The organism is Brevibacillus brevis (assembly GCF_001039275.2).
GTDB classification, from domain to species: domain Bacteria; phylum Bacillota; class Bacilli; order Brevibacillales; family Brevibacillaceae; genus Brevibacillus; species Brevibacillus brevis_C.
Map to the genome: position 1 here is coordinate 416,989 of NZ_CP030117.1, position 24,177 is coordinate 441,165.

The following is a 24,177-nucleotide window of genomic DNA, read 5'->3' on the forward strand; positions in this document are numbered from 1 at the left end:
GCGAGAATTCTGAGGTCTTCCTCTTCAAATGGCATACAACTCCTCCTTTTTCTCTTGTTAGCACAACATATTCAAGAGGGAGGACATTGGTTTAGCTTATGGCTCGTATATCATCTTGCGGGTCATTCCACCATCTACAATTAGCTCAGTACCCGTAATAAAATCGTTGTCCTTTTGTGTCAAAAATAGGCACGCACGGGCAATATCTTCGGGTGTCCCTACACGACCTGCCGGATGCTGGGCATGATCACTGGGACGAAGAGCGGCATAATCGCGGTGTTCGATCCAGCCGGGAGAGATCGTGTTGACACGAATCCCATCGGGGCCGAGTGAGACACCAAGCGCATGTGTTAATGATAAAATGCCTCCTTTGGAAGCCGCGTATGCCTCCGAGTGTGGCTCGGACATGTGCGCCCGCGTCGAACAAAGATTAACGATTGCGCCACTACCATGGCGACGCATGATTTTGGCTGCTTCTCTCGATGCGAGAAAAACACTACGCAAATTGGTGTTCAAGATATGGTCCCATGCTTCGACGGTCAGTTCATAGGGAGATTCCCATACGGACAAGCCCGCGTTGTTGATCAAAACATCGAGCCGCCCCCAGCGTTCATCGACAGTTCTCATCAAATGTTCGATCTGCGCTGGAACGCTGACGTCGATGTGCTCGAAGTGTGCCGTGCCTTTCACAGCTTCTGTCGCGTTGATTAGCGAGGCCGTTTCTTCTCCCGCTGCACGATTGTATTCGGCGATAACGACATGTGCTCCTTCGGCAGCATACATGGTGGCGACTGCCCGTCCGATGCCTTGGCCACCGCCAGTGACGATGACAATGTTATCCGTGTATTTCATCGAGAGTGCCTCCAAACAATAGGATATGAAGCGAATTGTAAAAAGTAATTGCAAAATGTTTGTAACGATAATAAAGTAAGTAGTATCTTTTTAACAGCGTACTATACAGTATGGAGGAGATTCAACTATGAATACAGAACTGAAAATTACCGCTGAACAGGTAATGGAAGCCCGTCACAGCGTGCGTAAATATGATCCAAATGAAAAAATTCCACAAGGCGAGCTGAACGAAATCCTGCGTCTCGCAGCAAGTGCGCCATCTTCCTGGAATTTGCAGCATTGGCGCTTCCTCGTCGTGACCGATCCTGCGATCAAAGAAAAACTGCTCCCAATCGCATACAATCAGCAGCAGGTAGTGGATGCTTACGCTACCATCATCATTCTCGGCGATCTGGAGGCTTACAAGTCTGCTCGTCCTGTTTATGATGAAGCATTGGCAAAAGGATATGTTACAGAGCAAGTACGTGAGACCATGATCGCGCAAATCGAAGGGGCTTACAATAACAACCCGGAAATCGCGCGTGATGAAGCAATCCGTAATTCGTCCTATGCAGCAATGCAACTCATGCTGGCGGCAAAAGCAAAAGGCTACGATACGTGCCCGATGGGTGGCTACAACCGTGATGCGCTCATTAAAGAGCTGAACATCCCATCCCGCTATTTGCCAACACTCATGCTGACTTTGGGGAAAGCAAGCGTGCAAGCTTATTCCACTTCCCGTTTTGGCCTGGAAGAATTGGTCATTCAAAACAGCTTCTAATATCGTGTTCCAACAGAAAAAAACTCATCCACGCCTCATATGAATGCGGCAAGGGTGAGTTTTTTTGTCATATCTTCTTCAGGAGAACCATCCGCTCTTCCTGCCTTATTGATTCGCCAACAACGGTAAATCCACCATAATTGATGTTCCTTGACCAAGAGCGCTGCTAACCGAAAACCGCCCGGCATGGAGTTGAATGATCTCTTTGCAGATCGCCAACCCCAGACCACTGCCGGAAAGCTTGGAGCGCCCCTTGAAAAACTTTTCTGTGACATGCGGCAAGTCTTCCGGGTTAATGCCTTCACCAGAATCCGTGACGGTGACAAGGAGCCTATCGCCTGACAACGAAGCTGCGATAACGATTGAGCCGTTTTGTGGCGTGAATTTCAATGCGTTGTCCAATAGATTCACAAATACTTGCTTGAGTCGATTCACGTCTCCCATAACCATGAGTGGGGTAGGGGGAGTCTCCAGCTTCAACTCGATTTGTTTCGCATTAGCACGTACTGAAAATTGAAGATGCAAATCATGGAGAAGATCCCGGACATCCATGCGTTCGCGAGACAATTTCATCTCACCGGATTGAAACTTCGAGAAATCGAGCAATTCCTCGACGAGCCCGATCAACCGATCTGTCTCCTTGGAGATGACTTCGAGACCGAGCATCGTCTCTTCAGGCTCTTCCAAACCACCCGAAATGAGCGTTTCGCCCCATCCTTTAATCGACGTAAGTGGGGTACGCAACTCATGGGAGACAGAGGAGATGAAGTCATTTTTCAGCTTTTCGTTCTTCCCAATCTCCGCTGCCATGTAATTAAAAGTGTCCGCGAGGGTTCCTACCTCATCCTCGTATCGTTTTGGCGCGCGGACAGCGAAATTTCCTTCCGCCATTTGTTTTGCCGCATTCGTTAAATCTTCGATAGGGTCAACGATTCGCTTTGCCATGAGCAGGCTGAGCGCAAAAGCGAGGACGACTACGCCTGTCCCGACGCCAGCCCCGTACAAGGCAATGCGATTTACTGCTTGATAAAGCGGTTCAGCGGAGATCGTGTACCGCAGAACGCCTACAAATTCTCCGCTGTACGTAAGCGGATTGGACACCGCGATGACACGCTCCCGCGACTGCGGGCTTTTCCCGATGTACAAACCACTTTGCCCCTTGAGGGCATCCATGACGTCAGGGGTATTGATGATCTCGCTGGTCTGAAAGCCGTAGGAGTTGAGAATGACTTTTCCTCCTGGGTCCAAGACCTCAATTTTGGCGTATTCCTGATTCGAAACATTCTCCAAAATGTAGCGTGCTTTGTCTTTTAACCGATAGCCAGTGGCGTACTTGTTAATAAAATTGGTGAAGGTCGTGCTGCGGGTCACTAATGCTTCGGTCGCAGTCCCGATGTAATACGTATGAACGGCCCAGTAAAACAGTCCTTCCAAGAGCAGTACGATCAGAAGGAGAATCAGGCCGAAATGAAGAACCAGCCTACTCTTAATGCCTTTCATCTGGGACGTCCTTTCGCCACAGGTAGCCATACCCCCAGACTGTCTCCAGGAAAGTTGGATGAGCGGGATCATCCTCGATTTTTTGCCTTATTCGGCGGATATTCACATCAACGATTTTTAAGTCCCCGACGAAAAATTGACCCCAAACTGCTGTCAAAATCTCATCCCGACTGATGGCTTTGTTTGCATTCTCAGCCAGTAATTTGATGATGGCGAATTCTTTTGGCGTGAGGTCAATTTCATGTTCCGCCCGAATCAGCTTGCGTTCATCGAGCAACAGCGTGAAGGGGGCAATGTTAATTTCATTTTTGTCCTCAACCTCAGGAATGGGTGTCAATCTGCGGTGCAACGCTTTGACACGGGCCAATAATTCCGCAGGGCTAAACGGCTTGGAGACGTAATCGTCTGCTCCGAATTCGAGACCCATGACTTTGTCCAGCTCCTGGCTTTTGGCCGTCAGCATAATAATTCCGAGACGCGGATATTTTTTTCGCAGTTGCCCGCATACTTCGAAGCCATCAATGCCGGGGAGCATGACGTCGAGAATCGCAATGACGATGTCTGATTGTTGATCTGCGAGATCAAGTGCCTCTTCTCCGGTCCCAGCCTCAATTACCTCATAGCCCTCGCGCTTGAGATTGATGCGCACAAAATCCCGGATGGATTTCTCGTCTTCCAGTAATAAAACCTTCATAGGGCAAATCTCCTCGATAAGGATATACTATTTCACTTTATTCCCGGTTTGTCATCGGTTTGAAGAGCTGACGAACTTCTTCAGCGGTAAGCTGCATCGATCGATATTCCGCGAGAGCAGCCTTTCCAAGGGTAGGTGTCGTTTGCGGTAAAATAGCGATCAAGACTTGTTTACCCTCTTCCTTCAGCAAAATGTAGGGAACTTGCTTTTGCTTCAATCCGCTTTCAAATTTGATCCATTCGTTTTGTGGAATGCTTTGCAGCGTTAGTAATTCTGCCTTATTTTTGCCATTCGCACCGTAATAAAGGAATCGGACGAGGAACGGATTCGTATCATGGTTGATGGAGATGGTGTATTTTTCGCCCCATTTTGCCGGAATCTTGAGGTCAAAGCTTTGCGTGTAATTTTGATAATGATCTTCGATGTGCTTCAAGCCCGTTTTCCCGTCCCATTGGAAGTAGGAGGAGACCCAAGGGATTTCTGCCATGGCCAAATCCTCTGTCCCAGCGGGTTGTATCTTCGTGCCGATCTCGATAATGCCATCACCATTGATATCTTCACTTTCCAAAGAATAAGGCTTGAAGGTCAGATCCATCTCTCCTTCTATTTTTGCCAAAGGGTTGGACAGTTGTCCATTGTCCCAGAGGAGTAGTTCAGTGGAAGCAGAGTGAGCACCTAATCCAGCATCAATAAATAGTCCGTTTCGGGTTGGCGATGCTTTTCCGATGATAGCCTGATAGTAGCCATTCACATATCCGTCAAGGGCTATCTCTGTCTTTTTGGCGATTGTGCCGTTCGCCGCCCCATACAGCTCCGCTTTGGATGTGAAGTTATTTTTATCGAGAACAACGAGAGCGAGATCCGCGTGATCATCTCCTGTCAAATCGCCAACTGCCATAATGGAATAGGGCTGCTTCATCAATTCCTGGGTCATATTATTCGCTAGCGAATAAACGGAGAGCTCCTTGTTCAAATCTTCGCCGCCTCCCATTCCAATCAGCATTTCCGGAATTTTGTCTTCAGTGAGATCTTGAAAGGAGACGTAGTCCAATTCGCTGCCGACACCAGTGAAGGAGGAGAGCTTTTCCCAGTTTCCTTGCTTTTGGGTAAGCACAAGCACACCGATTTCGTAATCGGTTTTTTCGGTTTTGTAAAAAGCGACGACCTCTGCAACCCCATCCCCGTTTAGATCCTGTAGGGAGACGGCACTGGCTTCTGCGGGATGAAGAGGAACAGATAATTGTGATCCAGCCGGCAAAAATTGCATGACGGCCTGATTGATCGATTTTTGATCGCCGTCTGCTGACGGGGCGCGCATTAATTCATTGGGTGTATCTGTGAGTCCGCAACCGCTAACAAGCGAGGCGCAGAGTGCTGTCGTTACGAGCCAAGCCTTTTTCATTTCAAATGTTCCTTTCTGTTGCTGCATCCATTTGACTATATTGTAGCTTGCCCATCCCGCAAAATTGTTGCAAAACGGTAAAAAAACCCGTTTTCGAGCTTTTCAAGAACAAGCGAACATGTTCTAAGCTCCCTTATACAGGAAAAAAGTGCGAGAGAACAGGGAACATTTTACTAGCAACAATTGACCTAGCAAATTCGTTTAAAAATGTAGGATAGGAGTTGGATGTTATCTATACGAAGGAGGAGAATAGGATGAAAGCATGGCACAAAACGATGGCGGCAGTTCTTTGCAGCGGTGCGGTTCTCATGGCTTCGGGCGTTGGGGCTGACTCGGTTCAAGCGAGCGGCACCCAATCGCAAGCGTACGCGCCGGTAGTCTTATTGCAACCAGAGCAAAATATCCCGTTCACCATACAATTTGCCGATGGATTTGTGGCAAAAGTAACGAATACAAAAACAAAAGCGACGAGTACAGTAGATATATCGGACAATAAGGCTACGTACGTGAAGCAAGGAATTTATCATGCCAATGGAAAGCTGCAAAAGGCAACCAATGGATATACGCAAAAGCTGGTAGAGCTGGTACCATTCCGGGATGCCAAGGGCAACCTGCGTTATATGGGCAAGCAAACCTTGCATGGGCTGAATACGGAGGATCGTTTGGCAGTGGCGATCAGTGTGTGGAACATCGTCAATAAACAGCCGCAGCTTTTACAGGTAACGGTTCAAAAAGCAGACTGGGACAATATGCCGTCACCAGATGTGACGATCAATAGCGGATTCAGTATGGGCAGCGATAGTACCTTTGTCCTTGATACGAAGTATGCAGACGTGACCGGAGACAACATCAAGGATCTTATTTTACTCGTAGGTGATAAGATGGGCGTATCGATGAATCAGACGGCCCATAACTTGCGCGTCGTGGTTCGCGAAGGGAAGGATAATCAACAGACGTTTATCTCTGTAGGAAAACGCGACAGCGGTATTCTTCCGAAGCTCGCCATCACGGATGGCAATGCTGATCAAGTGAAAGACATCCTCGTTACAATGCCGACTGCAACAGGTCATGTGTACAGTCAGCTTACGTGGAAAGAAAATCGCCCGCAGCCAGTCGTCGAGCAGGGGAAATTGAATGATCGTCAGGCGTACCAGCCAGTCATTGGGGCTTATGGTGAAGCGATTGGGATGAATAAGGCGAAAAAACAATAGTGGAGCAGGCGTGGAGGAAATCAGTCAGAGTGAAATCTGGCTGATTTTTTTGTAGTAGCCTAGCGGAAGAACCCAGTCTCCAAGGAGGTACAAACATGAGTCATGCGCTACCGACACATTTAGAAAGCATGTACAACATGGTCAAGAGGGCTTTCCCTGATGGGATAACAGAAGAGGAGTATTACTGTTTGCTGTTTGTCATGTATGAGTCAATGTCCAATAACCTGATGATAGACTCCATCAAGGTTGTTCAGCATGACAAGAAGGTTAAGGTTTACAATTTTACAGTTGCTGATTTCCATACTTACTTTGTAAGTGGGTGGGGAGTATGGGTTCATAATACCGCATGCATTACCATTACACCTGAGAGATTGGCACATGCCTCCTAGGGTGATTTTACCACCACTAACCGATTAATTAATGGGCGACATGGACAAGAAAATATAGACGATTTAATTGCTAATAATATTGAATTCAATATAGTTAGGGAATATTCGAATGGAGTGAGAATCGGGAATATTCCAAGCCATAAAAACGCGAATAAAAGATCAGGGACTGGCCAAGCCTGGTTTCCACAAAGCTGGACTAGAGATGATATTAAGAATGCTGCAGAATATGTAGCAAATATCCCGACAAACAGTAATAAAGAGGATGGGGTTTGGATGTTTGCAGAATATAAAGGTGTTCGTGTTGGTGTTATCAAAAACAACGGCTCAATTGGTACAGTAACCCCAGATAACAGTAGTCAACCATGAGGTGATTTTATTGAAAGAACTAGATATGATTAAAAAAATCATCGAAAAAAGAACATCCCTTCATCCGGATGATCCAAGAATCGTAGAATGTTGGGGTGAGCTTACAGAAATTTTTTCTAGAAATGAACAGTTTGTTATGGATGTTCTAGAGCAATGCTCTGAAGAAGAAATATTTTGGCTAAGTGAAATCTTTGAAGATATATCTTTGTATCTCCAAAGTAGTTCATTTATACGTTTTCTACGATCTATCCAAAAGAAGTACCCGAATATTGATATTGAGCTAGATATTCAATATGCAGAAAAAGTACTGGAAGATAAGAGTTGTTAGTGTGCGGACCTTGATGGATTATCCTCTATCAAGGTCTTTTTTTTGCAGAAGTAAGAATTAAGTCGATCAAAATACTAGAAGAATACCAAATAACATGAAACTAAAAGATTTTAGTATATGCTATAAGTGTACTCAGGTATTTATGAATAACCACGATAGAATATATCCATTTTTTGGAGTTTGCCTTGAATTGCTTCATCGAAAGACACAGATTTAACAGTACTACTATGATATTGCGTATACAATTGACGGTGAGTTTTCGGATGAGTATTTTGGTATGTATAAATAAGTGTAGAAGTGTATTGACTAGTTAGGGACTTATCTCAAGAGTGGGGTTTGAAGGTACTAACGGCATTTCCAGCTGTCAAATAAAGAGAGGGATATAATGGAGAAATACAGTACGTTTCAGTACTTTCTTGAATGCTACTTTAATGTTAGTGCCAATTACAATGAGTTGTATGGGAGTAGTTTGAATGATGCCTTGGAAGGATTCCTTTCAAGGATTTTTCATTTTGTTCAAATCGTAATAATTACGTTTTATATTGACTTTGGTCATTCTAGTGCGCTATGATAACAAACAAATCGTAATCATTTCGTTTTATATTAGTCAAAAAGGAGAACCCACCATGAACAAAAACGAAAATAAAATCCCCGTCACAGTTCTGAGCGGGTACCTGGGAGCAGGCAAAACCACACTGCTGAACCACGTCCTAAACAATCGGGACGGGCTACGAGTCGCCGTGATCGTCAACGACTTGAGCGAAGTAAACGTAGACGCCTCTCTTATTCACTCAGGCAGTGGTCTTTCACGCGTGGACGAAAAGGTCGTGGAGTTGTCGAATGGCTGCATTTGCTGCACCTTGCGAGAGGATTTGCTGACGGAGGTAGAGCGTCTGGCCTTGGAAGGACGGTATGACTACATACTGATTGAATCGACGGGAGTAGGCGAGCCGGTTCCCGTCGCCCAGACTTTCACATACGTAGACGAAGAAAATGGCATCCATTTATCGTCGTTGTGCCGCTTGGACACGATGGTGACCGTAGTGGATGCGTACCGTTTCTGGCATGACTTTTCGTCCGGCGAAAACCTTTTGGACAGAGGGCAGGCAGTTGGTGAAGAGGATACCCGGGAGGTCGCCGATCTTTTGATCGACCAGATTGAATTCTGTGATGTGTTGATCCTGAACAAATGTGATCGTGTCGCTCCTGACGATTTGATACAACTGGAAGCCGTTCTGCGCAAGCTACAGCCAAATGCTCGCTTTATCCGCGCTGTCCGTGGGCAGGTAGACCCGAAAGAAATTTTGAATACCTATCTGTTCGACTTCGAGACTGCCAGTCAATCAGCGGGATGGATTGCTGAGCTGCAAAAGGAAGTGCATACACCTGAGACAGACGAATACGGAATTTCCTCCTTCGTTTATCGCGGTCGCAGGCCCTTTCATCCAGCTCGGTTTGAAAAGTGGTTGGAGGATTGGCCAGAGGAAGTCGTGCGAGCCAAGGGCTTTTTCTGGTTGGCGACACGAAATGACGTGGCGATGTCACTCAGTCAGGCGGGGCCATCCATCGAGATCGGAACGGCAGGCTATTGGACGGCAGCGTTATCGGCAGAAGAGCAACAAGCCATTCTGGCAGAGGAGCCGGACTGGCAGCAAACATGGCATCCTGTACATGGGGATCGAACGACAGAGCTCGTCTTTATCGGGATCGATCTAAACCAGGAGCAAATCGTGAAGCGTCTCAATGCATGTCTCCTGAACGATGAGGAATACGAGGCGGACCGGAGTAAGCTGCCCGATCCACTCCCGACATCAGATGCGGTTATCGAGACGACAGTATAACCAAAAAAGAGGAGGCTGACATCTATGCGCGTGAACGTTACCCTGCAATGCACGGAAACCGGAGATCGGAACTACATCACCTCTAAAAACAAGCGAAATCATCCGGAACGTTTGGAACTGAAAAAATATTCCCCCCGTCTGAAGCGTTATACCCTGCACCGCGAGACGAAGTGACATGACAAAGCTCTCCCTTTGATTCAGGATCAAGGGAGAGCTTGCTTTTTACAAAAGAATCAGTGCCAAGATTGCTACCACAACAATTCCCGTAATACCTTCCACGAGTGTCGCCAATGTCTGAGCACGATACGCGGTGGTGAGGCTCATTTTAGAGAACTGAGACACGACCCAGAAATAAGAGTCGTTCACATGACTGACGACCATTGCGCCGCTGCCAATTGCCATGACCGTCAGGATTTGCCCGATCGGAACAGTCCCCAGCATAGCGTCCAGCCCAAGCGAAGGCAAGAGCGGCATGACAATGGTGGAGGTGATGACGAGAGAGGCAGTCGAGCTGCCTTGTGCTGTTTTGATAACGGCAGCGATCAGGAAAATCACGATCAAGCCACCGACCCCAACCATCGCTGCGTTGCCATCCAGTAACGATTTGACATAGTCAGCGATCGGAGTCGCTTTGATGATTGCACCCAAAGCACCACCAGCACCGGTAATCATGATGATAATGGCTGAATCTAATAGCCCGGCACTCATCCAGTTGGTCAACGTTTCTTCATTTCGTTTTGGTAGTAATCCGAATATTGCAAACAAAAGGCCGATAAACAACGCATTAACAGGGGCACCCAAGAAAGAGAGCAGTGTATGCGTGAAGCCGCTAGTCAGCAAAATCTTTTGGTCCTCGGCACCACCCCCTACCGGGAAGTTGGCAACAGAGCCAATTGCCATGAGCAGAATCGGAATAAGAATAGGTGCAAAAGAAGCAAAACCGGAGGGAAGCTTACCAAAACGAGCTTTGTATTCTTCAAAGGTTTCTACTGCCTCATCGAGGTCGGCTGGGAGTTTGTCTGCGACTTTTCGCGCCCATATATGCCCTGCAAGAGCGACAGGGATAGAGACGATCAGACCTACGACAATGACCCAAATCAAGCCTTCGGGTCCAATGCCTACGTTGGTCGCCGCTGCAATTGGGCCAGGCGTAGGAGGTACCAGCGTGTGCGTAGCATAGAGTCCTGTAGAGAGGGCGACTCCCAATGTGACAACACTGACACCCGTGCGTTTGGCTAAAGACTTTTTTAACGAAGACAAAATGACGTAGCCCGAGTCACAAAAAACAGGGATGGAGACGATCCAGCCGATGATGCTCATCGCAATCGCAGGATGTCGATCACCGAGCAGGCGCAGTACGACCTCTGCCATTTTGACGGCGGCACCAGAGTTTTCCAGAATTTTTCCGATCAGCGTACCGAAAATGATGACGAGTCCGATGGAAGTGATGATTCCACCGAAGCCACCTGCGATTTCTTTTCCGATATCGGCAATCAAAGGCTTGTTGATGCCGTTGAGCGTGCCGGTAAGGTTGGTGAGCAAAGCAAAAATATACGTACTAGAAATGATGGATAAGAACGGATGGAGCTTCCATTTCGCAGTGGCGTACACGATTAATACAATGCTGATAACGAGGAGAAGTAAAATAATCGGACCTAGCTGTACGACTTCAGGACTCATACATGACGTACCTCCTTTAAAAGTAAGTGGACGATCAGATTTTCATGCTATAGATACGCATGACCTGCTCGGCTGTCTGCTCCAGGAGCGAGGCGGCTTCGCGCATCGATTGATCCAGCGTCATCGGTCTGTTGGTAATGCTGACAACGGCAGAAACACCTTTTTCATAAAGGGCGTCGATGCCTTCTCCAATGGAACCAGCGAGGACAATGACAGGAATGCCATATCGTTGGGCAACTTGGGCAACTCCACATGGTGTCTTTCCCTGGGCCGTCTGAAAGTCGACTTGTCCCTCACCCGTGATAACAAGACTAGCTTTGTCCATGGCTTCTGCGAGTCCGTTCGTCTCAATCACAAAATCAATCCCGGAACGGAGCTGTCCATTCAGAAAAGCGAGAAGGGCACCAGCGACACCGCCGGCAGCACCTGTCCCAGGCAAATCGTGAATGGCGAAGTCACGGGTCTTTTTGATCAAGTCAGCGAAATGGCGCAAAGAATCATCCAATTGCAGCACCATTTCCGGCGTGGCTCCTTTTTGCGGGCCGAAAACATGAGAAGCGCCATTGGGTCCAACAAAAGGATTGGTGACATCACACGCGATGACGAAATGACAGTCAGCTAGCCGCTTATCAACCTGACTCGTATCAATGCGGCTCAGTCGTGATAATTCACCTCCTCCAAAAGAGAGTGGCAGATCGTCTTGATCGAGTAGCGTGTATCCAAGAGCCTGGAGCATGCCAGCACCGCCGTCATTGGTAGCGCTTCCACCAAGTCCTAGAATAAATTTGCGGCAGCCCTGATCGAGTCCAGCCGTAATCAATTGACCAAAGCCATAGGTGGTCGTGACAAGCGGGTTGCGTTCTGCGGTAGAGATCAAATAAAGACCAGATGCAGCAGCCAATTCGATTACACAGGTAACACCGTCACCCAAGATGCCGAATTCAGCAGAAATGTCCTCGCCGAGCGGGTTTTTTACAGTGGTGGTCAGTATTCTGCCGTTTGTGGCATCGACCAGGCATTGCATGGTACCTTCTCCGCCATCAGCCATTGGTTTCACGATGAGCTCACTATGAGGGAGCACGCGATGGACCCCGGAGCGAATGGCTTCACCTACTTGTTTGGCAGTCAGGCTTCCTTTAAAGGAGTCGGGAGCAATAACGATTTTCATGACGGTGTTCCTCCTGCTGCTTAATTATGATTCACTATACAAAAAGAGCTTTCCCGAAGCATTTAGCAAACGATACAAAGGATCGTGTCGAAAAATATTCTTTTTTGTATACATTGTCTAGTCAATGAAAGCGAAGCAATTCCAGCGCCAGCTTCATTTTGAAGGCGTCGGCAAAATGACGGGGATGTAAACCGGATATTCGTTCGATTCTTTCCAGTCTGTAGAGCAGGGTGTTGCGGTGAATATTCAGACGTTGGGATGCAAGGGTCAGGTTATGATCCGACGAAAAAAGGACCTGTAACGTCTCGATAAGCTCATGGTGCTTGACGAGGGGCCCTAATACTTCTCTGATCACGCGCTGCCGAGATTCTTCTCTGGTCTCCAGCAGCAGAATCTCCAGGGCTGCATCGTCATAATGGCAGATCGACCCTTTTTCGGGAAAGCGTTCTAATACGATTAGCGTTTGTTGCGCTTCCTGAAAAGACTGCTGCATATAGGAGAGATCGGCATAGCCGTGACCCATTGTGACGAAGAGCTTTTCTTGACCCAGAGAATGGAAGAGTGAGGATAGCTTCCCGGCACATTCATACAAGTATTGCTTCACTTTTTGCGTTCCGTATCGATTGCGCAAATCGGTGACAATGATCCAGCGATTATAGTTCACGGCTGAGATACAGACTTGATCAGCGTATTGAAAACAGGCTGCCATTTTTGATTGCCATTGTCTGGACGAAGAAGATCTCACTGACCAATCGTCCTGGCCCTCTTTCTGAACGATGACGATAGAGCGTGGACCGCTTAAATCGAGTCCTAGCAATTTCCCTCGGGATTGCACAACTTCCGGTGAGGAATCAAGTGTTCCGGAGATTAAGTCCTGCACCAAAAAGTTGAGAGAGCGTTCTTCCAGTGCCATCTGCTCTGTCAGGTACGCTTGCTGAAGCATCATTTCCGTCATCATTCGCACGGCTTTTCCAAAAGGGACGACCTCTCTGGGGGACCCTGAAATACCTATCACTCCGACAATCTCCTGCTCAAAAAAAATCGGCATGTTGATACCAGGACGAGTTCCAGACCATTTTTTGCTCTCTTGCGTAGTCAGGACGATTTCTTCGCCAGACTTGATGACTTGCTGTGCAGCTTCATGGATGGTCGAAATCCGCTCGGGATTGCTGGAGCTGATAATGATGCCATCTCGATTCATCACATTGATGTTGAGCTGGGTGACTTCCATCGTTCGTTTGACGATCTTGTCCGCCAGCAATTTGTTGAGTTTCATCGGCATCATCTCCTTTGTGTTCATCATAAAAAAGACTGTCCCCCGCGTCTATGGCGAGAAACAGTCTTGGTTGTGTTAGGCGTTCTTTTTTAATGCCATTTCTTCTGGCTGCGATGTTTTCGAGAAGAACATTTTCATCATTGGCGGAGTGACAATGGTGGTTAAGAGTACGACGATAATCAGGACGGCAAACATGTCTTGAGTGAGCAAGTTGTTCTCCAAACCAATCGCGGCGATAATGAGTGCCACTTCCCCACGGGATACCATGGCAGCACCGATGGCCATCGAGTTTTTCCACGGGAAGCCTGTGATTTTTGCACCAAAAGCACCACCGATGAGCTTGGAAACAATCGCGATGACGCTCAGAAGCACAATCAGTCCGAGATTTTCCAAGATGCCAGAGAACTGTGCCGTTACCCCGATCGAGGTGAAAAACACGGGTACGAAAACCGCGTAGCTGATGGTTTCGACCTTGTGCGTTACTTCTTGCTTGTAATTGGTCAAGCTGATGGCAACACCGGCAATGTACGAACCGATGATAGCAGCAACCCCTGTATATTCAGCAAAATATGCGAACAGGAAACAGATGATAAGAGCTGCGGAAATGACCGATTCTGTAACCTGCAACGGAGCGAATTTTTTCAAAATCCAAGGGACAACCTTCCAGGAGAGAACGATGACGATGGCAAAAAACGCGACCTTTTTCAAAATCACCATGCCGAGATTAACGTCACCGCCAGCAAAGCTCATCAAGAAAGCGAGTGCCAAGATGACCAAAACGTCATCAATAACAGCGGCTCCCATGATCGTTGCGCCTTCTCTTGATTTTAGCTTGCCCAATTCCTTCAACGTTTGTACGGAAATACTCACACTGGTAGCAGAGAGCAACAGGCCCAGGAAGATCGATTCGATGTTGGAGAGACCAATCGCAATCCCGGCACCATAACCGAGTGCAAGTGGCATGACAATCCCTGCGACACCTACGCTGGTTGAAGACTTGGCGGTGCGTTTGAACTCATCAATATCGGTCTCCAAGCCCGCGATAAACATGAGCAGGATAACCCCGATTTGGCTAATTTCCTTGAGGATTTCTGTGTCTGTGACCAGCCCGAGAACGGTAGGACCTAAAACGATACCGATGAGCAGTTTCCCCAAAACGGATGGCTGTCCCAGCCGCACACTGATGTCACCAGCGATTTTGGAGGCGATCAAAATGACAGCCAGCTGAAAAATAAGCATGTGGTTTCCCCCTTTTTACGAAATAAAAAAAGAGCCTGCAATCACAGACTCCTTTTTGTCGGCTAAAAAAAGACAAAAAGAACCCTATGATGACAGGCTCCTCCAGTAACGAATCAAATATTCACTTAGAATACACAAATATTTTAACATACTGGGCAGAAAAAGTAAACACTTGGTGACAAATGCTCCTCAGCGTGTGAAGATAGAGCAAAAACCGGAGGAGCAGGTATGGTGAAAATCAGCAAAGAGAATGCAGAGCATTATCATTGGGGCGATCAATGCGATGGCTGGCATCTGGTCACAGGCCAAGAGCTCAGCGTCATTCATGAGCGGATGCCGGGAAATACCGCCGAAGTGCGTCACTATCACGAGCGGTCGCGTCAGTTTTTCTTCGTGCTATCAGGACAGGCTATTCTGGAAATGGATGGCGTCCATCATGAGTTGGGCAGGCAGGAAGGGGTAGAAGTGCCTCCGGGAGTCAAACACCAGATGAAAAACGAGGGAGCAGAGGATGTGGAGTTTCTGGTAATTTCGCAGCCGACAACAAGAGGAGACCGCATCCAAGCAGATTAAAGAAAGCCTGACCGTCAAAAGAAGCGGTCAGGCTTTTGTATGCGTCAAGCTTATTTGAAATTGGTAAAATCGGACATTTGCGCGAAGATATCTGCCAATGCGTGCATTCCTTCGAATGTTTGATAAGCGAAAATAGGCAGACCCACAACAAACAACAAAGCTTCTCCGATGTATTTGGCGATCATATGATCAACCTCCTTTTGGATTTTCGTTACGCTACGCGATCCAAAACAAAGGAACCATATGTATCCATTTCGCCATCTGTATGCTGTATGCGCCTGAATAAGCGAAGGCGCTGCGGTTGCCTTGCCGCCAATGGATAAGTCTCGACCAACAATGTGTTAATGGAAGGTCGGTACGTATCGGTGACGTTCTGGTGTAGAGCCCGATTTTGCAGGCAACACTGTCTGAGACAATAAGCAGAAGTGAAGCATCCTACAAAAAGCGCGACCAAGGCGAAGAAATCTTCCAGCGAAAACAGCAGCAATAGCATATCTTCCATGGCGATTCTCCTCCTTTCGTATTCATCATTCTACTCTTGTTCACAAAATCGTGCAATCCTGAAAAAGCATGAGAGCGGATACATTTCCAAACTGCCAACTATTTCAATTTGTTAATCGATAGGTTGACACGGTAGTTCCCAAAAGGAAGCAGGGCATCTAAAAAATGATTGAGAGCATCTTGATCTGGAACATGTACCACCATGGTATAGCAGCCTTCACCGCTGATGCGGTGCGCCTCGACGATCTCGCTGCGACTTTTGATAAAACGAGTGAAGAGAGAATGATCGGTAGTGGTCATGAACATGGTAACCAGTGCAGTGAGGACCGGGGAGATTTTGGCTTCATCAATGAGAGTTGTATAGCCTTGAATAATGCCTTGCTCCTCCATTCGTCTAATGCGGTTTCCGACGGCTTGACCGCTTAGATGGACCTGTTCGCCAATGTCCTTCCACTGCAATCGGCTGTTTTTGCGTAGCAAGGCAAGGATGGAGAGATCAATTTGGTCTAGCATGTATATCTCCTTTCACGGCGAAAGTCGGTAGCCAGCAATCGTTTCGCGGCAACCGTTAACGATCTTATACAATAAATGTACATCCATTATAACGATAACGAGGAAAGGAAGAAATGACATGCAGATTCAGCTTGTACGACATGCTACCTTGCGTGTGGAATATGCAGGGCTGACATTTTTGGTCGATCCGATGTTTAGCTCCAAGGGCGAAATGCCAGCAGTACCAAATACACCAAATCAGCGCACGAATCCAGGAGTAGAATTGCCCATATCCGTGGAGGAGGTACTCGCTGACGTGGACGCTCTCTTGGTGACGCATACCCATTTTGATCATCTCGATGAAGCGGCCATACGCCTTCTCCCGAAACATTTGCCTGTATTTTGCCAACCACCGGATCTGGATAAGCTGGTACAGCATGGCTTCGAACAAGTCATTGTCATCGAAGAGGAGTATACATGGCAAGGGGTTCACCTGCATCGGACAGGTGGTCAACACGGAACAGGGGAAATTGGACAGCAGATGGGGTCAGTATCTGGCTTCGTTCTGGAGCGCGCTGGTGAGCCGAAGCTGTATGTGGCGGGGGATACGATTTGGTGTGAGGAAGTGGAGCAGGCTGTTGCAGCGTATCGTCCTGATGTGATCGTCGTTTTCGCAGGTGCGGCCCAGTTCTTGACGGGAGACCCGATCACGATGACGAAGGAGGATATCGTCCATGTCGCAGATGCCGCGCCCGACAGCCGTATCCTCGTTGCCCACATGGAGACGTGGAACCATTGCTTGCTCAGCCGCCAGGAATTGAGTGAATGTTTGCAGGAAAAACAGTTGTCCAATCGCGTCCATGTTCCGCAGGATGGCGAAACCATCTCATTTCAATAAGCGAACCGAATCGTAATGAAAAACAAAAGCTCCGCAGGTCATAGCGGGGCTTTTGTCGTTGTCGAAAAAAAGGCTTATCCATCATTTGACAAACAAAAACGAACGTAATAAACTATTTTTACGTAAATGATTAATGTCATGAGGTGTTGTTGTGGCGCACGAACAACTGGAAACATATGTAGTCGAGAAGCCGGAACAGGCGATGGCGCTATTGAACCCGCTCCGTGCCGAGATATTAAGCCGTTTGGCAGAGCCTGCTTCAGCAGCAGAAGTCGCACGTGGTATCAATGAAATCCCGCAGCGTGTCAATTATCACTTGAAGGCCTTGGAAAAGGTCGGATTGGTCAGACGGGTAGGGAGTCGACAGGTGCGCAATCTCGTCGAGGTGCTTTATTTGGCGATTGCGCGGACGTATGTGCTCTCGGAAGGACTGAACTGGGGCAACGATACCGTTCAGCAAATGAAGGATCAAGGATCGTTGTCTCATCTGGTCCAGACGGCAGAACGAATCAAGCGGGATGCCATGCTCTTGCTGGAGCGCTCCGATCAAGAGGTGGAGGTTCCGAGCGCCTCACTGAATGCGAGTATTCAGCTTGCCAGTGCGGAACAGCGCAGTGCTTTTGTAGAGGAATACGTCCAACTGGTGAATCAGCTTGTGGCGAAGTATCAGCCAAAAGAAAAGGGACAAGAGACATATCAGGTGGTTCTCGCGGTTTATCCAAAACAAGGAGGAGACGAGGCATGAAGGCACAAGCTGTGGAGTCAAACAAGTCCAAACCCGTAATCGTTTGGGAAAATCGTATCCAGCCACAATCTGATCAGGTCATTGCCATGCCAGCTCGAAACGGAAATGGGGTTGCAGTCGAAAGAGAAGCAGCTGTTCAGACATGGTCAGTAGGTCCGGCGAGTAATCCCGCAGTGGTGACGCAGGTTTCATCTGGATTTAACAGAAAATCAGTGGCAATGCCACAAGCAACCAGCATGCGTATGGCCGCGTAAAAAGTCGAGTGTAAACAAGTGAAGGAGGGTTTTTCATGAATCTCATTCCGGTAGTAGTCGAGCAAACGAGTTATGGAGAGAGGTCCTATGACATTTACTCCCGGTTGTTGAAGGATCGCATCATTTTTCTCGGCAGTGCCATCGATGATCAGGTAGCCAATGCAGTCGTAGCTCAATTACTGTTCCTGGCAGCAGAGGACCCGAAAAAAGACATTCACCTTTATATCAATTCGCCCGGAGGCTCTGTCACAGCAGGGATGGCGATTATCGATACGATGAGTTTCATTGCGCCTGATGTGTCCACGATCTGCACAGGGATGGCAGCTTCCATGGGAGCGATGCTTCTTGTCGCAGGAGCGTCGGGCAAACGGTACGCGCTGCCCAATGCAGAAGTCATGCTCCACCAGCCGTGGGGAGGCAGTCAAGGACAGGCGAGCGATATCAAGATCGCAGCCGACCGTATTTTACGACATCGCAACATGCTGTATACGATCATCGCGGAGCGTACGGGAAAGACAGTCGAGCAAATCGAAAAAGATGCAGACCGCGACTATTTCCTTACCGCCGCAGAGGCGCTTGAATATGGCTTGATTGATAAAGTGATCGAAAAATTGTAGAGATGGAGGTGCCGGGGTGAAGATCCTATTTTTGGGGGGAACGCGTTTTATCGGTCCACATGCAGTGAAGCACTTGGCAGAATCAGGTCATGAGGTTGCTGTATTTATATAGGGGGCTTAACCCCAGTGCTGCTTCTCTTCCACAAGGTGTCGTCTCTATTAAGGGAGATCGTGCCCACCTGAATGAATATCGGGAGACTTTTCGTTCCTTTGCACCTGATGTCGTTATTGATCTGTTTCCGTACACAGAAGCAGATGCCCGCCTGCTGATAGAAACGTTTCAGGATATAGCAGGCCGTGTCGTAGCGATCAGTAGCTGTGACGTGTATCAGGCATTCGGACGGGTAAACAAGATCGAATCGGGTCCGATTACGACCGAGCCGCTTACGGAAGAGTCGACGCTTTGTGAGAATCGTTACCCGTTCCGTGGAGCAAGGCCAGATCGTGAAGATTATGACAAGGTACTCGTGGAGCGAGTTGTGATGGGGCAGCAGAGCTTGCCAGGCACGATTTTGCGCTTGCCGATGGTGTATGGCCCTCATGATTACCAACATCGCGTCTACCCATACCTTCAGCGGATGCGTGACGGACGTCCGTTTATTTTACTCGAAGAAGGCTTTGCTTCTTGGCGGTGGGCACGCAGCTACGTAGAAGACATCGCGCATGCCATTTGTCTGGTGGCTACCGACGATCGAGCAAAGAATCAGATTTATCACGTAGCAGAAGAGCAATGCTTGTCGATGCGAGAGTGGATTGAGCGAATCGGCAGCGTTTACGGTTGGAATGGCAAAGTGATTACAGCTCCGTCTACTGAGTTACCGACCGAATATGTCATGCAGATCGAAACGAAGCAGCATATTCAACTGGATACGGCAAAAATCAGGCAAGAGCTGGGGTATACAGAACAAACGACCGCAGAGGAGTCTATGCGACGTACGATTGCATGGGAGATTGATCATCCTCCTGAGAACATATTACAAGAAAATAATTATATAACAGAGGATAAATTACTCACGGAGCTTGGTGTTTAGTATGTAGCACGGAGTTTCGTGTAAAGTCTGTTGGAACCGTCAGGACTTCTCCTGGCGGTTTTTGTTTGCACATCAAAGTGTTTGAAGGAAAGAGGAGCCGGGAATGAACAAGAGTATCAGATGACGGGAGGCTCACCTTGTGAAAATCAGAACAAAAATCATCCTGGCTTTTGGTGTCATATTGGCAGTCATGTTCGGTTCAGGTACGTATATGCACCTGGAAATGCTAGCAATGAAGGCATCCTACACAAAAATTATCGAAGACGAAAAACTATTGACGGACCTGCGTGAAATGCAGTTCATTATGACAGGTCGAAATAATGACGAGCGAGCCTACTTGTTAACAGGCGATGAAGAATTTCGGATGGAATTGAAGGGAAAGGCAGCAAAGGTGGACAGCCTGTTTGCCAAAATGAACAGTTCTCTAGAGTCTTCGCACCATCGTGAAAAAATGGAGGAGGCAATGGGACTGTACAAGTCCTTTCTGGAGTCGAGTGATAAAGCGGTAGAGGCACAGGATAATGGGCTACATGAGGAAGCCATCGCTCATCACTTCGGCAAGGAGCGGCAATCGAGAATAGCATTGGATTCGGTTGTGAGTGGATTGGTCGAAGAGGTGCGTAATGAAATCGAAGTAGATAGACAGGAGCTGGCGGAGAACGAAGGAATATCGGCCATGATCCAGTTGTTTTTTAATGCAATGGGAATTCTCGTCGCGATTGTGGTCGGCGGTTTTCTGATTCGCTCGATTGTGGCACCCCTGCATCGGGTGAACAAACAGCTACACGATATCGCTGAAGGAAAAGGAGATTTGACGCAAGAGTTGACCGTTTTTTCCAAAGACGAGATTGGACAGTTGGCAGGCTCATTCAACCGGATGCTAGCTAACTTACGAGAGCTGATTTCTCAGGTTCGCGGGCATGCCCAGCAGGTTGCAGCCGCGGCTGAACAACTGACAGCGAGCTCGAAGCAAACGAGCCAAGCTACGGAACAGATCGCCATCACGATCCAGGAAATGACGGAAGGAACGGACAGGCAATCCCAAAACGTAGAAGAGAGTCAGCAAGAAGTCGAAGAAATATCCGCAGGAATTGAAAAAATTGCGGCACGTGCGCAAAGCGTATCTGCTGCGGCTGCCAGTACCTCAGAGCTGGCGACAGAGGGGGATCGAACCATCCAGCAGTCGGTTACCCAGATGAACGGGATCGGAGAAACGATGGAGAATTTGACTGCACTGGTAGGTGGCTTGGGAAAACGCTCCGAGCAAATCGGTCAAATCGTGGAAGTCATTACGCAAATTTCAGGTCAGACGAATCTATTGGCATTGAATGCTGCCATCGAAGCGGCGAGGGCTGGCGAGCATGGCAGAGGCTTTGCTGTCGTGGCGGATGAAGTGCGAAAGCTGGCGGAGCAGGCATCTGCATCGGCACAAGAAATTTCCCAGTTGGTAGCGTCGATCCAGATGGAGACGAACGAAGCGGTCCTCACGATGGAAAAAGGCTCTCAAGAAGTATCAGATGGAATGGGAGGCGTCGCAAGAGCAGGAGAAGCGTTCTCTCAAATTCGCGATGCTGTTGTGGGCGTGACGAATGAGATTCAAGAAGTATCGACTTCTGCACATACCCTTACGGAAAGTACAGGCAAGGTCGGACAATCGATGCAGATGATCGCCACTGTCGCGCAATCGGCTGTCTCTCACTCGGTGGAAGTCTCGTCTGCTACAGAAGAACAGCTTGCTTCGATGGAGGAGATATACTCCTCGGCTGCATCACTGGCGAGTCTCGCGGATGATTTGGAAAAACTGATAGGCCATTTCAAGGTATAAAGCTTTGCCACAAGGAACACCCCTTAGAATCGACAGAATGATTCCGAGGGGTGTTTTTGATGGAAAAGACAATCCCGAGCTTGAAAATAGATCCGGTGATCCCGCTAATTCTTCCGATCATGTGGGCAGGGAGCACTTTTTTTGATTGGCACCCCGGGCTAGCTTGGCGAAAGTGGGGGAATCTTTTTGTAGAACGTACGTTCTTGTTGTGGTAAACTTCTCCTGTGGGGAGGTGAATCGCGATGCTCCGTAAAAAAGTGTTTCATTTTCGAATTTTCCCTAATCAAGAACAAGCCGTACTCATCTCGAAAACATTGGGGTGTAGTCGCTTTGTGTTCAATCGATTTCTTGTACGCTGGAACGAAACCTACAAACAAACGGGCAAAGGGTTAGAGAGCACCGTCCTTCAATCCTCCCTCCCAAACCTCGCAGATACATTCACCCAATTTATATGAATGCAAGCATCCGGATCGACGGTAACCAAATCAAGCTGCCAAAGCTTGGCTGGGTGAGATTCGCAAAATCCCGAGAAGTAGAAGGGCGGATTCTAAACGTCACGGTGCGAAGGAATCCGACTGGAAAATATTTGGCTTCAGCAGTAATCGTGGAAGATGAATCTATCACAGCGCCTCTAGTTGCGCTATGATAAGGCTTACATGTCAAAAGGTGGAGGTAATCAACGAAAATATATAACATTAAACAACTTTGTACAAAAATAAACCTATAGTACAATGTAATCGGTGATGAAAAATGTACGCTATAGGGAAGTTTGCAAAGATGATCGGTGTAACACCTAAAACGTTAAGGGAATGGGATAAGTCAGGAAAGCTAACCCCAATTCTAGTAAAAGAAAATGGGTATCGTTATTACTCGGATGAACAGTTGTATGAGTATCTACGAAGACCTGCTGTCGAGCAGGAAAGAATAACAATTGGCTACTGCCGAGTATCAAGTAACAAGCAGAAAGATGACTTAGAACGTCAAGTGGATAATGTAAAATCCTACATGATTGCGAGAGGTTACTCTTTTGATGTGATTACAGATATCGGCAGTGGTATTAATTATGAAAAACGTGGGTTGCTTCAACTCATGGATTTCATCATTCAAGGTAAGGTTGATCGCGTTGTTGTTCTTGACAAGGATAGGTTACTAAGCTTTGGCTTCGAACTCTTTGAGAATCTATGCAAAAGATTCAGCGTTGTTGTTGAAATAATAGACAACTCCGAGAAAACAGAAGAACAGGAATTAGTTGAAGACCTTATCCAGATCGTAACGGTGTTTAGTTGTAGATTGCCAGGAAAGCGAGCAAACACAGCAAAGAAAATGATAAAGGAGTTGGCAGAAAATGATTCTAGCGAAGAAAGTTAGGCTCAAGCCAACTCCTGAACAAGAGCGACAACTTTGGAAATCTGTCGGTACTGCTCGTTGGGCTTACAACTGGACGCTTGCAAAACAAGAAGAAAACTATCGTAACGGTGGAAAGTTCTTGCTAGACGGTGATCTACGTAAGGAACTGACGCAGCTAAAGCAATCGGAAGAATATTCTTGGTTGTATGAAGTATCCAATAACATCACAAAGCAGGCGGTCAAAGACGCCTGCGATGCTTACAAGAAATTCTTCAAGAAGTTAGCGGAAAAGCCAACCTTCAAGAGCAGAAGACGCTCTAAGCCGTCTTTTTACAACGACAACGTGAAGCTGAAAGTTAAGCAGAATCACGTTCTCATTGAAAAGGTCGGATGGGTAACGACATCTGAACAATTGCCAACAGATGTGAATTATACGATGCCTCGAATCTCTTTTGACGGGAAGTATTGGTACTTATCTGTGGGTGTTGAACAAGAATTCATTCAGCCGGAGCTGTCAGGCGAGAGCCTTGGAATTGACGTAGGCGTAAAAGAGCTTGCGGTATGCTCTAACGGAATGACTTTCAAGAACATTAACAAGACAAAGGTAATGAAGAAAGCAGAGAAACGCTTGCGTAGGTTGCAACGTAAGGTTTCTCGAAAATACGAAATGAATAAGGAGGGAAGCCGTTTCGTCAAAACTTGCAACATTGTAAAGGTCGAGAAACACATTCGTTTGCTTCATCGGAGATTAACGAATATCCGTACCAATCACAGTCACCAAGCTACTAGCGCTATCGTGAAAACCAAGCCTAGCACAGTAGTTATGGAGACATTGAATATCAAAGGCATGATGAGGAACCGCCACCTATCAAAAGCTATCGCACAGCAAAAACTTTACGAGTTCAAGCGACAGTTACAGTACAAGTGCGAGAAATATGGGATTCGCTTTATGGAAGCCGACAAGTGGTATCCTTCATCCAAAACCTGCTCTGATTGCGGTGAGGTCAAGAAAGACTTAAAGATCTCAGATCGAATATTCAAATGTGTTTGTGGGCTAGTGTTAGATAGAGATGTAAACGCTTCTATTAACCTAGCAAAATTAGCGAGCTAACCCCAATAAGTTACCGCTAATCTGTAGGATTCGTTGTATCCGAATTTACGCCTGTGGAGTGTCCGATCAAATGCGAG

27 protein-coding genes and 1 pseudogene are annotated in these 24,177 nt (G+C 47.5%); 17 read left to right on the top strand and 11 right to left on the bottom strand.

What is annotated here, in order from left to right:
• Positions 1–96: 96 nt before the first annotated feature.
• Complete coding sequence (locus AB432_RS02385; RefSeq protein WP_048036138.1) at positions 97–852, bottom strand: SDR family NAD(P)-dependent oxidoreductase; 756 nt, start codon at positions 850–852, stop codon at positions 97–99.
• Between the two features lie 127 nt (positions 853–979).
• On the opposite strand from AB432_RS02385, the gene AB432_RS02390 reads away from it, so the two are divergent.
• Complete coding sequence (locus AB432_RS02390; RefSeq protein ID WP_048036139.1) at positions 980–1,612, top strand: nitroreductase family protein; 633 nt, start codon at positions 980–982, stop codon at positions 1,610–1,612.
• Positions 1,613–1,717: 105 nt separating this feature from the next.
• On the opposite strand, the gene AB432_RS02395 is transcribed toward AB432_RS02390, so the two are convergent.
• Genes AB432_RS02395 through AB432_RS02405 form a run of 3 tightly spaced genes read right to left on the bottom strand, consistent with a single transcriptional unit; the run spans position 1,718 to position 5,208 of the window.
• Entirely contained in the window at positions 1,718–3,112 is a 1,395-nt protein-coding gene (locus AB432_RS02395; protein WP_048036140.1) for a sensor histidine kinase, read from the bottom strand.
• Positions 3,099–3,806, bottom strand: coding sequence for a response regulator transcription factor (locus AB432_RS02400; RefSeq protein ID WP_048036141.1), 708 nt, complete (start codon positions 3,804–3,806; stop codon positions 3,099–3,101). Before AB432_RS02400 ends, AB432_RS02395 begins: the two co-directional genes overlap by 14 nt.
• A 37-nt stretch (positions 3,807–3,843) precedes the next feature.
• Positions 3,844–5,208, bottom strand: coding sequence for a hypothetical protein (locus tag AB432_RS02405; protein WP_048036250.1), 1,365 nt, complete (start codon positions 5,206–5,208; stop codon positions 3,844–3,846).
• A gap of 254 nt (positions 5,209–5,462) precedes the next feature.
• Between AB432_RS02405 and AB432_RS02410 the strand changes: the two genes are divergently transcribed.
• The 6 genes from AB432_RS02410 to rpmG all read left to right on the top strand — a co-directional run bounded on the left by AB432_RS02410 (position 5,463) and on the right by rpmG (position 9,517).
• On the top strand, positions 5,463–6,419 hold the full coding sequence (locus AB432_RS02410) for a hypothetical protein (RefSeq protein WP_048036142.1): 957 nt from the start codon (positions 5,463–5,465) through the stop codon (positions 6,417–6,419).
• A 95-nt stretch (positions 6,420–6,514) separates the two neighbouring features.
• Positions 6,515–6,808: a polymorphic toxin-type HINT domain-containing protein gene (locus AB432_RS31245; RefSeq protein ID WP_048036143.1), complete on the top strand. Its 294-nt coding sequence runs from the start codon at positions 6,515–6,517 to the stop codon at positions 6,806–6,808.
• A 27-nt stretch (positions 6,809–6,835) separates the two neighbouring features.
• Positions 6,836–7,174 carry an EndoU domain-containing protein gene (locus AB432_RS02420; protein WP_082196073.1) on the top strand — a complete coding sequence of 113 codons (339 nt, stop codon included), beginning with the start codon at positions 6,836–6,838 and terminating at the stop codon, positions 7,172–7,174.
• 10 nt (positions 7,175–7,184) lie between these two features.
• Positions 7,185–7,502: a hypothetical protein gene (locus AB432_RS02425; RefSeq protein WP_048036145.1), complete on the top strand. Its 318-nt coding sequence runs from the start codon at positions 7,185–7,187 to the stop codon at positions 7,500–7,502.
• Positions 7,503–8,128: 626 nt separating this feature from the next.
• Entirely contained in the window at positions 8,129–9,343 is a 1,215-nt protein-coding gene (locus AB432_RS02435; protein WP_048036147.1) for a GTP-binding protein, read from the top strand.
• 24 nt (positions 9,344–9,367) lie between these two features.
• Positions 9,368–9,517 carry a 50S ribosomal protein L33 gene (rpmG, locus tag AB432_RS02440; protein ID WP_007726139.1) on the top strand — a complete coding sequence of 50 codons (150 nt, stop codon included), beginning with the start codon at positions 9,368–9,370 and terminating at the stop codon, positions 9,515–9,517.
• A gap of 48 nt (positions 9,518–9,565) precedes the next feature.
• On the opposite strand, the gene AB432_RS02445 is transcribed toward rpmG, so the two are convergent.
• The 4 genes from AB432_RS02445 to AB432_RS02460 form a co-directional block, all read right to left on the bottom strand.
• On the bottom strand, positions 9,566–10,993 hold the full coding sequence (locus AB432_RS02445) for a GntP family permease (protein WP_201265929.1): 1,428 nt from the start codon (positions 10,991–10,993) through the stop codon (positions 9,566–9,568).
• Between the two features lie 64 nt (positions 10,994–11,057).
• Complete coding sequence (locus tag AB432_RS02450) at positions 11,058–12,191, bottom strand: glycerate kinase (RefSeq protein WP_048036149.1); 1,134 nt, start codon at positions 12,189–12,191, stop codon at positions 11,058–11,060.
• Between the two features lie 121 nt (positions 12,192–12,312).
• Positions 12,313–13,467 carry a CdaR family transcriptional regulator gene (locus AB432_RS02455; protein WP_048036150.1) on the bottom strand — a complete coding sequence of 385 codons (1,155 nt, stop codon included), beginning with the start codon at positions 13,465–13,467 and terminating at the stop codon, positions 12,313–12,315.
• 75 nt (positions 13,468–13,542) lie between these two features.
• Positions 13,543–14,706 (bottom strand): cation:proton antiporter, encoded by a 1,164-nt coding sequence (locus AB432_RS02460; protein WP_048036151.1) that lies wholly within the window; start codon positions 14,704–14,706, stop codon positions 13,543–13,545.
• Between the two features lie 228 nt (positions 14,707–14,934).
• Here AB432_RS02460 and AB432_RS02465 point away from each other — a divergent pair, with 228 nt between their 5' ends.
• A complete protein-coding gene (locus AB432_RS02465) occupies positions 14,935–15,279 on the top strand; it encodes a cupin domain-containing protein (RefSeq protein ID WP_048036152.1) in 345 nt (114 codons plus the stop codon).
• A 50-nt stretch (positions 15,280–15,329) separates the two neighbouring features.
• Here AB432_RS02465 and AB432_RS31250 read toward each other — a convergent pair whose 3' ends face one another.
• The 3 genes from AB432_RS31250 to AB432_RS02475 all read right to left on the bottom strand — a co-directional run bounded on the left by AB432_RS31250 (position 15,330) and on the right by AB432_RS02475 (position 16,293).
• Positions 15,330–15,464, bottom strand: coding sequence for a hypothetical protein (locus AB432_RS31250; RefSeq protein ID WP_007726154.1), 135 nt, complete (start codon positions 15,462–15,464; stop codon positions 15,330–15,332).
• A 26-nt stretch (positions 15,465–15,490) separates the two neighbouring features.
• Positions 15,491–15,781, bottom strand: coding sequence for a hypothetical protein (locus AB432_RS02470; RefSeq protein ID WP_048036153.1), 291 nt, complete (start codon positions 15,779–15,781; stop codon positions 15,491–15,493).
• A gap of 98 nt (positions 15,782–15,879) precedes the next feature.
• The gene (locus AB432_RS02475) at positions 15,880–16,293 is read right to left on the bottom strand and encodes an Lrp/AsnC family transcriptional regulator (protein WP_048036154.1); all 414 of its coding nucleotides are present in this window, start codon (positions 16,291–16,293) and stop codon (positions 15,880–15,882) included.
• Positions 16,294–16,411: 118 nt separating this feature from the next.
• Here AB432_RS02475 and AB432_RS02480 point away from each other — a divergent pair, with 118 nt between their 5' ends.
• From AB432_RS02480 to AB432_RS02520, 9 genes and pseudogenes are all read left to right on the top strand, one after another.
• On the top strand, positions 16,412–17,170 hold the full coding sequence (locus tag AB432_RS02480; protein WP_048036155.1) for an MBL fold metallo-hydrolase: 759 nt from the start codon (positions 16,412–16,414) through the stop codon (positions 17,168–17,170).
• A 151-nt stretch (positions 17,171–17,321) separates the two neighbouring features.
• Complete coding sequence (locus AB432_RS02485; protein WP_007726169.1) at positions 17,322–17,915, top strand: winged helix-turn-helix domain-containing protein; 594 nt, start codon at positions 17,322–17,324, stop codon at positions 17,913–17,915.
• Positions 17,912–18,169: a hypothetical protein gene (locus tag AB432_RS02490; protein WP_048036156.1), complete on the top strand. Its 258-nt coding sequence runs from the start codon at positions 17,912–17,914 to the stop codon at positions 18,167–18,169. The genes AB432_RS02485 and AB432_RS02490 overlap by 4 nt, the downstream gene beginning before the upstream one ends.
• A gap of 35 nt (positions 18,170–18,204) precedes the next feature.
• Positions 18,205–18,786 carry an ATP-dependent Clp endopeptidase proteolytic subunit ClpP gene (clpP, locus tag AB432_RS02495; RefSeq protein WP_048036157.1) on the top strand — a complete coding sequence of 194 codons (582 nt, stop codon included), beginning with the start codon at positions 18,205–18,207 and terminating at the stop codon, positions 18,784–18,786.
• 89 nt (positions 18,787–18,875) lie between these two features.
• Positions 18,876–19,817 (top strand): NAD-dependent epimerase/dehydratase family protein, encoded by a 942-nt coding sequence (locus AB432_RS02500; RefSeq protein WP_235617595.1) that lies wholly within the window; start codon positions 18,876–18,878, stop codon positions 19,815–19,817.
• Positions 19,818–19,956: 139 nt separating this feature from the next.
• A complete protein-coding gene (locus tag AB432_RS02505; RefSeq protein WP_048036158.1) occupies positions 19,957–21,642 on the top strand; it encodes a methyl-accepting chemotaxis protein in 1,686 nt (561 codons plus the stop codon).
• A 242-nt stretch (positions 21,643–21,884) separates the two neighbouring features.
• Positions 21,885–22,255 (top strand): annotated as a pseudogene (locus AB432_RS30950) (helix-turn-helix domain-containing protein); the annotation flags it as partial.
• Positions 22,256–22,392: 137 nt separating this feature from the next.
• Entirely contained in the window at positions 22,393–23,010 is a 618-nt protein-coding gene (locus AB432_RS02515) for an IS607 family transposase (RefSeq protein WP_048036159.1), read from the top strand.
• Positions 22,988–24,100: an RNA-guided endonuclease InsQ/TnpB family protein gene (locus AB432_RS02520; RefSeq protein WP_048036160.1), complete on the top strand. Its 1,113-nt coding sequence runs from the start codon at positions 22,988–22,990 to the stop codon at positions 24,098–24,100. Before AB432_RS02515 ends, AB432_RS02520 begins: the two co-directional genes overlap by 23 nt.
• Positions 24,101–24,177: the final 77 nt, after the last annotated feature.

Excerpts from the sequence above, each read along its gene's own strand:
- AB432_RS02475 (WP_048036154.1), bottom strand. The coding sequence starts at position 16,293 with ATGCTAGACCAAATTGATCTCTCCATCCTTGCCTTGCTACGCAAAAAC.
- AB432_RS02450 (WP_048036149.1), bottom strand. The coding sequence starts at position 12,191 with ATGAAAATCGTTATTGCTCCCGACTCCTTTAAAGGAAGCCTGACTGCC.
- AB432_RS02390 (WP_048036139.1), top strand. The coding sequence starts at position 980 with ATGAATACAGAACTGAAAATTACCGCTGAACAGGTAATGGAAGCCCGT.
- AB432_RS02480 (WP_048036155.1), top strand. The coding sequence starts at position 16,412 with ATGCAGATTCAGCTTGTACGACATGCTACCTTGCGTGTGGAATATGCA.
- AB432_RS02490 (WP_048036156.1), top strand. The coding sequence starts at position 17,912 with ATGAAGGCACAAGCTGTGGAGTCAAACAAGTCCAAACCCGTAATCGTT.
- AB432_RS02400 (WP_048036141.1), bottom strand. The coding sequence starts at position 3,806 with ATGAAGGTTTTATTACTGGAAGACGAGAAATCCATCCGGGATTTTGTG.
- AB432_RS02385 (WP_048036138.1), bottom strand. The coding sequence starts at position 852 with ATGAAATACACGGATAACATTGTCATCGTCACTGGCGGTGGCCAAGGC.
- AB432_RS02455 (WP_048036150.1), bottom strand. The coding sequence starts at position 13,467 with ATGAAACTCAACAAATTGCTGGCGGACAAGATCGTCAAACGAACGATG.
- AB432_RS02500 (WP_235617595.1), top strand. The coding sequence starts at position 18,876 with ATGAGGTTGCTGTATTTATATAGGGGGCTTAACCCCAGTGCTGCTTCT.
- AB432_RS31245 (WP_048036143.1), top strand. The coding sequence starts at position 6,515 with ATGAGTCATGCGCTACCGACACATTTAGAAAGCATGTACAACATGGTC.
- AB432_RS31250 (WP_007726154.1), bottom strand. The coding sequence starts at position 15,464 with ATGATCGCCAAATACATCGGAGAAGCTTTGTTGTTTGTTGTGGGTCTG.
- AB432_RS02410 (WP_048036142.1), top strand. The coding sequence starts at position 5,463 with ATGAAAGCATGGCACAAAACGATGGCGGCAGTTCTTTGCAGCGGTGCG.
- AB432_RS02395 (WP_048036140.1), bottom strand. The coding sequence starts at position 3,112 with ATGAAAGGCATTAAGAGTAGGCTGGTTCTTCATTTCGGCCTGATTCTC.
- AB432_RS02405 (WP_048036250.1), bottom strand. The coding sequence starts at position 5,208 with ATGAAAAAGGCTTGGCTCGTAACGACAGCACTCTGCGCCTCGCTTGTT.
- AB432_RS02435 (WP_048036147.1), top strand. The coding sequence starts at position 8,129 with ATGAACAAAAACGAAAATAAAATCCCCGTCACAGTTCTGAGCGGGTAC.
- AB432_RS02520 (WP_048036160.1), top strand. The coding sequence starts at position 22,988 with ATGATTCTAGCGAAGAAAGTTAGGCTCAAGCCAACTCCTGAACAAGAG.
- AB432_RS02515 (WP_048036159.1), top strand. The coding sequence starts at position 22,393 with ATGTACGCTATAGGGAAGTTTGCAAAGATGATCGGTGTAACACCTAAA.
- AB432_RS02460 (WP_048036151.1), bottom strand. The coding sequence starts at position 14,706 with ATGCTTATTTTTCAGCTGGCTGTCATTTTGATCGCCTCCAAAATCGCT.
- rpmG (WP_007726139.1), top strand. The coding sequence starts at position 9,368 with ATGCGCGTGAACGTTACCCTGCAATGCACGGAAACCGGAGATCGGAAC.
- AB432_RS02465 (WP_048036152.1), top strand. The coding sequence starts at position 14,935 with ATGGTGAAAATCAGCAAAGAGAATGCAGAGCATTATCATTGGGGCGAT.
- clpP (WP_048036157.1), top strand. The coding sequence starts at position 18,205 with ATGAATCTCATTCCGGTAGTAGTCGAGCAAACGAGTTATGGAGAGAGG.
- AB432_RS02470 (WP_048036153.1), bottom strand. The coding sequence starts at position 15,781 with ATGGAAGATATGCTATTGCTGCTGTTTTCGCTGGAAGATTTCTTCGCC.